At 40.4% G+C, this 13,062-nt stretch carries 9 protein-coding genes; 5 read left to right on the forward strand and 4 right to left on the reverse strand.

Going from position 1 to position 13,062, the window contains the following annotated elements; all coding sequences use genetic code 11:
* Positions 1-66: 66 nt before the first annotated feature.
* Genes ACG9ZL_RS16040 through ACG9ZL_RS16055 form a run of 4 tightly spaced genes read right to left on the reverse strand, consistent with a single transcriptional unit; the run spans position 67 to position 7,134 of the window.
* Positions 67-2,220, reverse strand: a complete 2,154-nt coding sequence (locus tag ACG9ZL_RS16040) for a hypothetical protein (RefSeq protein ID WP_419360714.1) — start codon at positions 2,218-2,220, stop codon at positions 67-69.
* Positions 2,217-3,401 (reverse strand): VWA domain-containing protein, encoded by a 1,185-nt coding sequence (locus tag ACG9ZL_RS16045; protein ID WP_336952055.1) that lies wholly within the window; start codon positions 3,399-3,401, stop codon positions 2,217-2,219. The genes ACG9ZL_RS16040 and ACG9ZL_RS16045 overlap by 4 nt, the downstream gene beginning before the upstream one ends.
* Positions 3,398-6,040, reverse strand: coding sequence for a DUF5682 family protein (locus ACG9ZL_RS16050; RefSeq protein WP_419360716.1), 2,643 nt, complete (start codon positions 6,038-6,040; stop codon positions 3,398-3,400). The genes ACG9ZL_RS16045 and ACG9ZL_RS16050 overlap by 4 nt, the downstream gene beginning before the upstream one ends.
* 2 nt (positions 6,041-6,042) lie before the next feature.
* Positions 6,043-7,134, reverse strand: a complete 1,092-nt coding sequence (locus tag ACG9ZL_RS16055; RefSeq protein ID WP_336952053.1) for an ATP-binding protein — start codon at positions 7,132-7,134, stop codon at positions 6,043-6,045.
* Between the two features lie 311 nt (positions 7,135-7,445).
* Between ACG9ZL_RS16055 and ACG9ZL_RS16060 the strand changes: the two genes are divergently transcribed.
* The 5 genes from ACG9ZL_RS16060 to ACG9ZL_RS16080 form a co-directional block, all read left to right on the forward strand.
* A complete protein-coding gene (locus tag ACG9ZL_RS16060; protein WP_419360718.1) occupies positions 7,446-8,927 on the forward strand; it encodes an EcsC family protein in 1,482 nt (493 codons plus the stop codon).
* A 147-nt stretch (positions 8,928-9,074) separates the two neighbouring features.
* Positions 9,075-9,449, forward strand: coding sequence for a 30S ribosomal protein S12 (gene rpsL / locus ACG9ZL_RS16065; RefSeq protein ID WP_004648013.1), 375 nt, complete (start codon positions 9,075-9,077; stop codon positions 9,447-9,449).
* A gap of 179 nt (positions 9,450-9,628) precedes the next feature.
* The gene (gene rpsG / locus ACG9ZL_RS16070) at positions 9,629-10,099 is read left to right on the forward strand and encodes a 30S ribosomal protein S7 (RefSeq protein WP_004655203.1); all 471 of its coding nucleotides are present in this window, start codon (positions 9,629-9,631) and stop codon (positions 10,097-10,099) included.
* Positions 10,100-10,286: 187 nt separating this feature from the next.
* Entirely contained in the window at positions 10,287-12,425 is a 2,139-nt protein-coding gene (gene fusA / locus ACG9ZL_RS16075; protein WP_336952051.1) for an elongation factor G, read from the forward strand.
* Between the two features lie 93 nt (positions 12,426-12,518).
* On the forward strand, positions 12,519-13,062 hold a 544-nt coding region (locus ACG9ZL_RS16080), incomplete at its 3' end, for a GTP-binding protein (RefSeq protein WP_419360720.1).

Here is a 13,062-nt window from a genome sequence, read left to right on the forward strand (position 1 = left end):
ACTGTGCTTGGTAGTTCACTAAAATTATAGAAAAATATCATCAATTTAAATAGCAAGCTTAATTTATCACGACGTAACTTGTCCTTCTAAAGCGATTCTATGATTTAGGCGTTGTAGTTGTAATAAAACATGTCGCCATTTTAAAAGCTGACTGGCTAAACTGTGCTGGGTGGAATCTGATTTGAGTGAGTTTTGAATAAAGCTTAAACCCAAATCTGCAAACTTTTCAGCAAAATCATCTAGTTTAACCAAATCATCCGTATCCAATTTTGAACGACCTGTATTCGCATAGAATTCAAACAAGGCTTGTGACTCCAAGATCAAAAGGTCTAATACAGATAAATGTTGCTGCTGTTTCCACTGCTTTTTTTGTTCGAGCAGTTTTTCAATACGACCCGTAATCAGCTCAACCAAGCTACTTTTCTTCTGTACAGGATGGTCATAATCCAGACTGAATATTTTTAAACCTTTTGGCGTTGTTAAAAATACACTACATGGAATGAATTGAATTTGTTGCTGTGTTGTTTCGATACGTACCAACGTTGCGATAATTTTTTCATTATGAATCAGTTGGGTGAGATGTTTAATTCGTGCACGGTATTCAGGTTCTATCGGAATGACCAGTTTGAGTGCTCTATTTTCATCGTCAGTGATACGGTATTCAAAATATTGCTCTAGCTCGTTGAGTTCAGGTGCTGTGATACTTTTATGGCGAAGCAGTACATAACGTGATTTAAGCTGTTCTAGGCTTGAATGCGGAAGAAGCATTTGCTGTAAAGATTGCCATGTTGAAATGCCAATATTCATTTGTTCTAAATCGGATTGGCTAAGTGCATTCAACATGCCTTTTGGTAAAAAACGAGTATCTGTGCTGGCACTAAGTTGTGTCTCTGAACTGGATTTTGCATGGGTTAATTCAAGTTGATGTTGCAGTAAAAAGCTGAGAGAACTCCCCCAGATCCCAGTATTGGCTGCACTGTGCATATCAAAGGTGCGATCTAAATGATTGGCACGTGCCTGAGTCACTTCTTTGAGTTGTTGCTCTTTTACATCCCAGAAGCATACTGTTAGACCATGTGCACCACTCTCTGTATTCCACCATTCACAACCAAGAGGGATCAGATGCGCTATGCTTTCTTGTTGATAGTCACGTTGTACAGCACCTCGAAGTTGTCGCAATGCTTCGGCTTGAACATCTGGATTTAAATGCTCGATTTCTGACAGTGCAGCCAAATAGGCATACAAATGTGCCAATTGATTAAAAATCTGTTGCTCATCAACCTGTATATCTGCTTCTAAAAACTGCTTCATTGAACCATGTAAAGCACGCAATAAGCTCCCTAAACGTGGTAAGTTTTGTGCGCGTGCTTGCATATTTAAAATATGCAGTGACATGACCATTTCTTTGGCCAAATGTGACAAACCTTGCTGAATAAAGTTTTGACAAATGATTTTAAGTTCTTGGATCAATACCCGATCATCAGGTGAAAGTTGCTGTGTAGGATGGTGTTGTTGCGCTGTTATATCAATTGACCATTGCCATTTTTCAGGGACATTTTTGAGAAATAAATAAGCAATACATGCCAAATGCCCAGCAACTTTTTGTTTGTCTGCGATTTCTGACAACATGCCTTCAAACCCTGTTGCGGGGTAGAGAACAACTGGATTGGGACTTAAATCGGTTTGAAAAATGATTTTATATTCTTGAATACCAATTTGACAATGTTCAGATTGAAGCAACCAATTTTGTACAAATTCATAGGCCAAACGAATATTGGCTTTGCCTGCTTGTTTTTGGATTTTACTTAGATCAAATTCTAAAACAGTTTCAAGGGCCGATGTTGTAGCTTGTTTAGATGTCTCAGTATGTTGAGATGCTTCCTGTTGAGCGAGCAGTACTGTATCTTCTCGATTATTGTTAGGGCTATTTTCACTTGGGGTATTTGCGGTCGTCAGGAGTGTTTCATGTTCCTGAACCCATAAAATACTGCTGAGAATGTGTTTACAACAACCTTGTGCTGAACAACTACACAATGCTTTGGTGATGCCTTCAAAGGGCAGTTTAACTTCACATTCTTCGACTTTAAATACCAGTTGATCGTGCTCTTGTTGCAGTAGTTCAACAGCATCTAAGGCTTTACGGGCACGACGTAGAAGACCAGCATTGCTGTGCATGGTTAGGCTGTCTTCATCGTATTGAGTATAAATATGCCAACTCATTGCATCACCTCTGCAAACCATGTCGCCAAATGTTCGGGGGTCATTGCAGCGATTTGCATACCGCGTTCTTGGAGTTTTTGTGCCATATTGATGTCATAAACAGGATTGGCTGCTTGATCCAGCGCAGCAAGCCCAAGTAGTTTGCAGCCTTGTTGGTTGAGTTGACTGGTGGTGTTGAGCATTTGTTGAACGGATGCACCTTCTTCAAAGTCACTGATCAAGACTAAAATACTGCGATTGGGTTGTTTAATCTTTTTTTGACAGTATTGCAAAGCTTGACCAATGTTGGTTCCGCCACCGAGTTGAATGGTCAGTAAGACTTCAACTGGGTCATGTGCCAAATGGCTTAAATCAACAATTTGAGTGTCAAATAGGACTAGACTAATATTGACCGCAGGCAGAGCTGCCAAAATACTGGCACATACTGCTGCATACATGATCGAATCCATCATCGAGCCACTTTGGTCGACACACAGTACAATTTCCCATGGCAAATGCTTCTGTACACGGGCATTAAAATAAGGGGTTTGGATAATCAGTTTTTGTAAATCAGGCTGATAATTTTTGAGATTGGCTTGAATGGTCCGTTTCCAATCAAAGTTTTGTGCCTGTTTAAGATGTGAACGCTTAAAACGATTACGGCGACCTTGTAACGCTTTTAAAAATTGTGTGCGGATTTTTTGTAAGAGCTCTTCCACGACTTTTTGAATTAATTCTCGAATCGCATCTTTCATTTCATTACTTAAACGACCGCGCATACTCAGCAAAGCTTTGGCAACCGCAGGGTTGGGTTCAAGTTGTCTTACATGCTCTGGGTTTTTAAATAATTCAGTTAACTCATAACGTTCTATGGCTTGTTTTTGCATACGTTCAAAGGTCGATTTTGGGAACAGTTTTCGACTTTGGTTGAGCCAGTTAATCGCGTTAAGTTGAGAGGCTTCTAAACCGCCATGGCGGTTTTTCCCTTGTTGGATGCCCCGACGCTTATATTCATTTTGGTAGAGATAATCGAGATTGTGTTCAAGTTTAAGTTGATCGCCTGACAATGCCGCTGTTGATAAATTCTGGTCGGCATATCGACCGAGCATCAAGCGCCAACGGCGTGCTTGATCCATGGCATCAAGAGAAGCAGGGGGATCGGAGTTTTCATCAAGATTTGGTTCAGGAGGTAATTGACTCATTTATTCACTCCTTGTTGTTCTGATTGCTGTTCAAGCTGTTGTTCTTGATTAGAGCGATTGATTGCCCAGCGATCTAAGTGATCATATTCAAATATTTTGTGCAGTAGTTGGTTAAGTTGTATGCCCTGGAATACATCCTGTTCCCCAATATGACTAAGCACTTGATCGAGAATGACATTCTCTCCTAGTCCTGTGGTTTTAGCGATAATTTTAGATACTTTGGTGCTTTGCTTTGGGGTGAGCTGACTAAAGATATAGCGTAAATCAGGTAAAATCCGAATAAAGGTGTCTTCCGTCCAATGACTGACCAATTGGTGAAGTGCATCAATTGCAACATTGGATTGCACAAAGATTTCAGGCGCAATAAAAAACATGCCATGTAGGTATTGCACAGCGTTTTCAGGATCGCTTCCCACTGCAAAAGCCAGTTGTAATTGTTGTTGAAGTTGATTTTGCTCAATTTGATGATCTAAAAATTGCAAAGTATTTAGCGCGCCTTTGAGTGAGCTAAGATGAAATTCATCAATTTTTGCCAGATCAATTTGGCTATACATCAGTTCCAGTAAATCCACAGCTTGTGCATTCACGACTGCATGTTGTAGTGAAGAATTCCGTTGCTTGATATTTAAAATCAGTTCATGCAAGGTTTTTAAGTTGCTAAGATTTTGTTCAATTTTTTCTTCATGGGTATCGTAAATTTGATCAAGTAAAAAACAGGCCTGATAGACGGCTAAACTTAAACTTTGTATCACGATTTTTTCGGGTAAATTTAACAGTTTGTGACCATGCCATAAATAATACAATTGCTGTGCTGCACCAATCACCGATGCAAGGTTTTGATCGCTTTCTAAAAAAGTATCGAGTTGTTGACTGAGCAATTCTAAATGTTGCTTTAATCCTAAGCGGCACGCCAAAGCTAGCAATTTCGCAGTTTCAAAGGCAGATTGCCCGACACCTTTTGCTTCATTTCCTTGTTGTAGTTGAATAATTTTAAGCAGTGCAATTTGTTCGAGTTGGTTGCCCATTTCTGCCAGTTCAATCAAACGTGCTTCAACACTTGGTGTCCATGCATAGCGCCATTCCTCAAACAACAAATCCAGACTGGCACCCTGTACAAAATCTGGACCTGAAATACGTTGGGCAAAATTACAGCCTACAAATTCCAGTAAATGCAAATATTGGCTAATGTTCTGATGTAAAGGTTTGCGATAAATATCGAGTTTTCGATTGCGTATAATGGTGTCATTTAAATTAAAACGATAGGCTTTAATCTGTTGATAGGTATTTTTTAATAATGCAGGACTGTGCTGATTTTGAGCAACCTTACCAAGTTGTTGTCCACTTAAAAACTGAAAAATTAGGGTAAATAAATGCTGTTGTCCATCATCCATTTCCCCTTTGATGAGTGCTGATTGCAAAGCATCGAGTAAATCATAACGGCTTGGTTGATGATGTCCACGAAGGCAAGCCAATTGCCAAGCAAGTTCAGCGGTATTTTTTAGTGCGATATAAGGCGTTACATCCAGTGCATTTTCTTGGTTTAAAAAATGGCACAACTTATTTAAATATTGAAAAAATTGCAGTTGTGTCTGTTCAACTGTTGGATTGTTTGCAGATTTTAAATTTTGCCAATGTTGTTGATAATATGCAGGTGAGGGCATACCTGAAGCATAGCCATTTAAAGCATCTAAACGATCGAAACTATAGCGAATCAGCCAAGCTTGCTCTTGCCAGTTTTGCTTTTGATCTTGGACAATAAAACGTTCTGCTTGCTGTGGGGCTACTAGATTTTCAATTAAGGCAAGACTATGAAAGCCACCCGTGATCACCAAAATTTTATGCTTGGGATCAATACTATCTTGGATGCAATTCCACATCACATCTTCACGATGTAATGAAGCATCTTGCAAAAGTACCTCACGCTCATAATCCAAACGTGCTAATGAACACCAAGCAAAAACATCATCAAAAAATGTTTGAGCATGTTGCAGTTGTTCAACATTTTGCAGCTCGAATAAATGATCCCAAAGTTCATCATGATTTCGGCAATGCATCGTTTCAGCAAGTTTTTGGATATATTGGCTATGTGCAAAATAACGTTCAGACAGCAGACTTTTTTGTTGCCAGTCCAAATCAGACTGTTGCGTTTTTAAGGCACTTTGTTTTGCCCAATCCAAGTCAATAAATTTAACGTCTGCTCGAATGTATTTTGCCTGTTGGATAGCGACCCATTCAGGGGAGTATTCACAAAAAGGGAAGTAGGCAGAAAAGATTTCTGGTTGAACTTCTGCATTACTTTCATGCGCTTCGTCAGCACCATTTTTATTTGCAGCGCCTTTTTGGGGGGAGGTTTTATTTGAAGAACGTTGCGCTTGTGCAAATATTGCCACAGGAGGCTGAGTGGCTTGGTTCTGTAAGCTTTCAATTAAGAATTCAAAACTTGTTGGTGCTTCGATTAAAATGTGTGTGGGCTTAAGTTCATCGATATATTGCTTGAGCGCGTATGCACAAGCGGGGCTATGATGGCGGATTGGCGCAAAAAAAACGTTTTGTTTTGCCAGTTGCTGTTTCAGTTGAAATGCCTGTTTTAAGCGTTCAGGCATTTCCCCTCTCTCTATATTTCGATCCAGCAGCTGCATGATTAAAACTCTCGGCTGGCTTCATAGAAACTTTTCCAATCAGCATCCTTACGTGCACGCTCTTTCACCACAGTATCAAGATAGTAACGCAGGCGTTTAGCATCATCTGGATTATCTTTAAACACAACCCCAATCAATTGTTGTGCGAGGTGTTCTGCTTTTAATTTTCCATCACTGAGATAAATGGCTTGTAGACCTGCCGCATGGGCAATATTGACTGCTTCAGCAGTAGACATAACAGCATCAGGCGTTTTAAGTGTTGCGCCTTGCAGACTTTGTCCTGTTCTAAGCTCATTGAAAATGGTCACCAAGAGTTCGATGACTTCTGGGCGAACTTGGATTTCACTGTATAAATCAGCAAGCTGGTTCTTAAGTTGTAATCCCACCAGTTCGATTTCAAATTTTTGGTCACGAATCGGTTTTACCGTTTCAAAGTTAAAGCGACGCTTTAATGCTGCTGACATTTCATGTACGCCACGATCACGCAAGTTTGCTGTTGCGATGATGTTAAATCCTTGTGTTGCTTGCAAACTAAAATCTTGTCCCATTTCAGGGATCATCATTTGCTTTTCAGACAGTAAAGACACCAATACATCCTGAATTTCAGGTGGGCAACGTGTGATTTCTTCAAAGCGGGCAATTTGTCCATTTTTCATAGCATAGAAGAGCGGGGAGGGAATTAATGATTTATCTGTTGGTCCTTCCGATAAAAGTAATGCGTAGTTCCAAGAATATTTAATATGGTCTTCGGTCGTCCCCGCTGTTCCTTGAATCGTGAGCTGAGAATTGGCTGAAATTGCAGCACTAAATAGCTCTGAAAGCATTGATTTTGCTGTACCTGGTTCACCCACCAGCATCAAACCCTGATTGCCCATCAAGGTAACCAAGGCACGGTCAACTAAAGCATCGTCACCATAAAATTTTTTTTGAATATCAAGTTTGGCATCACCCAAAATAAATGAGCGAACAGCGTAGGCAGAAAGTTGCCAACCTGCTGGCTTTCTATGTTGATCTTGTTCTTTTAAGCGTTCTAGTTCTGCTTGATATTTTTGTTCTGAACTGTGTTTAATTTGATTTTGAAAATTTTGCTTCATAATGATTCTGTATATTTTATCCAATGAATCTATCATAACTGGCAAAGACTAAGATGACCACTAGTACGTAAGCCGCCCGCGACAAATTATGACATCTGTTTGTTATAGAAAGTATTTTTAAGTAAATTGAGTACTGTAATTGCAAGTGAACTAGGGTTAGATTGTTTATAATTGTATAGTATGATGATCTGTATTGAAATTTTGTGAAATAGTGATTGTATTGATTCGCAAATCAGTACATTAATGTAAGCGTTGAGAAACTATTTAATACAAGCTTTAGTGTTTGAAAAACCACAGTTACGAGGGTGCACATGGCAAATTCTAATAAAAAACAATCCGGCGGATTTATTTCAAATGCTTTTGGCGTAGCCAAAAAGCTAAGCGAAACAGGTTTAAGTGTGGTCAATCATGTTGCTCCTGGTACGGTGAGTAAATTGAGCCACAGTCCTAAAGTTGAATCCGTTGTGCAAGGTACTGCTCAAGAAAGAAGTGCTTTTGAGCGTAAACAATATGAAAATCCTCAACAGATGCTACGAGAACATCTACCGAATGTAACGGGACAGCTTTTGGGGAAACATTTTAAAAAAATCAATAATGTCGCTTCGTTTATTTCGCCAGATTTAAACGATAAATTGTCTGATTTTATTTTTGATAAGCTCAATGAGTTTGTTTCAGAATTGACGTCTGTAGATGCTGTTCTAAAAGAAGTAGGTGCAAAAAGCTTGGCAGAATTGGCTAAGGATACTGAACGTTCACAACGAATCAGTATTGCATTGGCAAATCAGAATAAAATTATAGCTGCAATTCAAGGTGCGGTTACTGGTGCGTTTGGTGGCGTAGGTGCAATTCTTGATGTACCTAGTTCACTGGCTTTGGCACTTCGAAGTGTTTATCACACTGGAAGAGCGCATGGTTTTGAGTTGAATGCAAAAGATCATGCCGTTGTTGAATACATCTTTAAACAAATTGATCTAGGCACTGTTGCTGAAAAACACGCATTAATGGCGGCAATACGAACTTTTGCAGGGGTGTTGCAAACTCACAATGTGAGTCAATTGCAACAGCTTTTAGGTTCAAGCAATGATATAGAGCTGTTAAAAAAATGGGTGGCAAATGAGGATGGTACATTTAAGTTGCCGTGGATGAATAATCTTCCACATTTTAGCTTGCTGACACGACTTACACCCCTAGCTACGATGGGAATCAGTGCTGTATATAGCTGGAAGTTAGTCGATGATGCAACTGATAAAGCTCAAATCGTATTTTCAGGTGCAAGGCAATATTTGTTACAGCATTCTGATGAAAAAATTGATGTATTAGAGGCTTATGAAAAATTTAGTCAATTGATCTCAGATGCGCATCCCTTGCTTTTAGACGACAGTAAAGCACAAACACTTACAGAGAAAGCAGAGCATCAGGTTGAAAATGAAGCAATTACTCATGTTGAAGTGAAAGAAAAAACCAGTGAAACTGTTGAAGAGCCCAATGCTGAGGAAAAAGTTGGGCAGGGGATTCAAAAACTGGCTGAAACTCACATTGAAGATAAACATGCGACTCAACTGGAAAATAAAGCGACACCAGTAAAACCTCAACGCACTGGGCAAAAGAAAGCAGTAACAGTGAATGCTTCTACAGAGAAAGCAAAAGAAGTAGCGAAAACATCGGCACCTGCGAAAACTGTAACAAAAAAGCGCACCCCTATAAAAGCTAAAGCGACTGCAGAAAATGTGGTAAAATTAACTGAAAAATCGCAAGAAGTTACTGAAACAAAATCAGAAAATAAGCCTGATTAGGTTGAATCATCTATTCAGCCAAAGCTTGAAATGGTCAATATTTGACACCATGTTGAATGTTGACCATTTTTACTTCTTGGCTTACAATTGCATGCCCTCAAAAAGTGGTAATTTTTTGAGGCTTTTTATTAACGGGAGAATTGCCATATGGCAACAACAAATCAGTTGATCCGTAAGGGTCGCACAACTTTGATTGAAAAATCAAAAGTTCCTGCGTTGAAGGCTTGTCCACAACGTCGTGGTGTTTGTACACGTGTTTATACAACTACACCTAAAAAACCTAACTCAGCAATGCGTAAAGTTTGCCGTGTTCGCTTAACTTCAGGTTTCGAAGTTTCTAGCTATATCGGTGGTGAAGGCCATAACCTACAAGAGCACAGTGTTGTTCTTATCCGTGGTGGTCGTGTTAAAGACTTACCAGGTGTACGTTACCATACCGTTCGTGGTTCTTTGGACTGTGCTGGTGTTAAAGATCGTAACCAGTCTCGTTCAAAATACGGTACTAAACGTCCTAAGAAATAATCTTTTAAAGATTAGCTTCTTAAGAAGATAGAGCCGCAATCCTTTAGCGTCTCGCTTGTCTGATTTCTGCATTAATTTTGTGAAATTCAAGCGACGTGTAGTAAGGCCAGTGAATAGCACACGACACTTTGTGCTGATGCTGGATAAACCTGAAGTGTCATATTTATAGGTAGATTAAAATGCCAAGACGTCGCGTAGTCGCTGCTCGTGAAATCCTTCCGGATCCTAAGTTCAGTAGCCAAACAATCGCTAAATTCATGAACCACGTAATGCAAGATGGTAAAAAGTCTATTGCTGAAAGTATCGTTTACGGTGCTTTAGACCGCGTTCAAGAAAAAAACAAAGTAGACCCAGTTGAATTTTTTGAGACTACTCTTGAAAAAGTTCGTCCTATGGTCGAAGTAAAAGCACGCCGTGTTGGTGGTGCTACTTATCAAGTACCTATGGAAGTACGCCCATCCCGTCGTACTGCCTTAGCTATGCGTTGGTTGGTAGATGCTGCTGCTAAGCGTTCTGAAAAAACTATGGCGTTACGTCTTGCTGGTGAGTTGCTTGATGCAGCTGAAGGTAAAGGCGCAGCGATCAAAAAACGTGAAGATGTGCATCGTATGGCTGAAGCTAACAAAGCCTTCTCTCACTACCGCTTCTAAGCGGCTAAAACAGTCCCTAATCAGGAGAATACTCATGCGTACTGCAGCACGATTTAACATCGCCCTCTACCAAAGTGGGGGATTTGCGGGTATTTAAGTTGCCCATTACGTATTGAGTATCCGTACGCATCAATGCTTCATTGATGCGTCCTGTTTTAAACAACAAAATTTAGGAATGCAAGAAATCATGGCTCGTCAAACCCCAATTTCTCGTTATCGTAACATTGGTATTTCTGCGCACATTGATGCGGGTAAAACTACAACTACTGAACGTATTTTGTTCTACACTGGTGTATCTCACAAAATTGGTGAAGTACATGACGGTGCAGCAACAATGGACTGGATGGAACAAGAGCAAGAACGTGGTATTACAATCACTTCAGCTGCTACGACGTGTTTCTGGTCTGGTATGGGTAAGCAGTTCCCTGAACACCGTATCAACGTAATTGATACACCGGGACACGTAGACTTCACAATTGAAGTTGAACGTTCTATGCGTGTTCTTGACGGTGCGTGCATGGTTTACTGTGCTGTAGGTGGTGTTCAACCTCAGTCAGAAACTGTATGGCGTCAAGCAAATAAATATAAAGTGCCTCGTTTAGCATTTGTGAACAAGATGGACCGTACTGGTGCAAACTTCTTCCGTGTTGTTGAACAAATGCGTACTCGTTTAGGTGCTCATCCTGTACCTGTAGTGATTCCGATTGGTGCTGAAGAAAATTTCCAAGGTGTTGTTGACCTGATCGAAATGAAAGCAATCATTTGGGATGAAGCTTCTCAAGGTATGCAGTTCGAATATGGTGATATTCCTGCTGATCTTCAAGCATCTGCTGAAGAATGGCGCACCAATATGGTTGAAGCTGCTGCAGAAGCATCTGAAGAGTTGATGGACAAGTACCTTGAAGAAGGCGATCTTTCTAAAGAAGACATCGTTGCGGGTATTCGTGCACAAACTTTGGCTGGCGAAATCCAACCAATGCTTTGTGGTACAGCATTCAAAAACAAAGGTGTTCAACGTATGTTGGACGCTGTAATTGAATTCTTACCATCGCCTACTGAAGTTAAGCCTATCGAAGGTATTCTTGACGACAAAGCTGAAACTAAAGCGATTCGTGAAGCATCTGATGAAGCGCCATTCTCTGCATTAGCGTTCAAAATCATGAACGATAAGTTCGTAGGTAACTTGACTTTCGTACGTGTTTATTCTGGTGTTCTTAAGCAAGGTGACCCAGTATATAACCCAGTTAAGTCTAAACGTGAACGTATTGGTCGTATCGTACAAATGCACGCAAATGATCGTCAAGACGTTGAAGAAATTCGCGCTGGTGACATCGCTGCATGTGTAGGTCTTAAAGACGTAACAACTGGTGATACGTTGTGTGATGAGAAAAACATCATTACGCTAGAGCGTATGGAATTCCCAGAGCCAGTAATTTCTCTTGCTGTTGAGCCAAAAACTAAGGCTGACCAAGAAAAAATGTCTATCGCTCTTGGTCGTTTGGCTAAAGAAGATCCATCGTTCCGTGTACGCACAGACGAAGAATCTGGTCAAACGATTATTGCGGGTATGGGTGAGCTTCACCTTGACATCCTTGTTGATCGTATGAAGCGTGAATTTAACGTTGAAGCGAACATTGGTAAACCAATGGTTGCTTACCGCGAAACAATCAAAAAGACTGTTGAGCAAGAAGGTAAATTCGTACGTCAAACAGGTGGTAAAGGTAAATTCGGTCATGTATATGTTCGTTTAGAGCCTATGGATGTTGAAGAAGCTGGTAAAGAATACCAATTCGCTGAAGAAGTTGTAGGTGGTGTAGTACCTAAAGAATTCTTCGGTGCGGTTGACAAAGGTATTCAAGAACGTATGAAGAATGGTGTATTGGCTGGTTACCCTGTTGTGGGTATCAAAGCGACATTATTTGATGGTTCTTACCATGATGTCGATTCTGACGAATTATCGTTCAAAATGGCAGGTTCTTACGCATTCCGTGATGGTTTCATGAAAGCAGATCCTATCTTGCTTGAACCAATCATGAAAGTTGAAGTAGAAACTCCAGAAGACTACATGGGCGATATCATGGGTGACTTAAACCGTCGTCGTGGTATGGTTCAGGGTATGGACGACTTACCTGGCGGTACTAAAGCAATTCGTGCTGAAGTTCCACTTGCTGAGATGTTTGGTTACGCGACTCAAATGCGTTCTATGTCTCAAGGTCGTGCGACATATTCTATGGAATTTGCTAAATATGCTGAAACTCCACGTAACGTGGCTGAAGGCATCATTTCTAAATTCCAGTCTGGCGGTAAAAAAGGTGACGACGAGTAATCTTTCGATTACTATAAGCCCAAACTAATTCATAGTTAAAAACCAAGTGCTCATGCAGTGACCCTGCATGAGTAGTTTAAAAAGGAAGCTCTCATGGCTAAGGCTAAGTTTGAACGTAATAAGCCACACGTAAACGTGGGTACAATTGGTCACGTCGACCATGGTAAAACAACTTTAACTGCTGCAATTGCAACAATTTGTGCAAAAACTTACGGCGGTGAAGCTAAAGACTACGCAGCAATCGATTCTGCACCAGAAGAAAAAGCACGTGGTATTACAATTAATACTTCACACGTAGAATACGATTCTCCAATTCGTCACTACGCTCACGTAGACTGCCCAGGTCACGCCGATTATGTTAAAAACATGATCACTGGTGCTGCTCAGATGGATGGTGCGATCCTTGTATGTGCTGCGACTGATGGTCCAATGCCACAAACTCGTGAACACATCCTTCTTTCTCGCCAAGTAGGTGTACCTTATATTCTTGTATTCCTTAACAAGTGTGACCTTGTTGATGATGAAGAATTACTTGAATTAGTAGAAATGGAAGTTCGTGAACTTCTATCTACTTATGACTTCCCAGGTGATGACACGCCTATCATCCGTGGTTCAGCACTTGCTGCACTTAATGGTG

Origin of the sequence: Acinetobacter legionensis (genome assembly GCF_048551735.1) — a bacterium.
Classification (GTDB): Bacteria; Pseudomonadota; Gammaproteobacteria; order Pseudomonadales; family Moraxellaceae; genus Acinetobacter.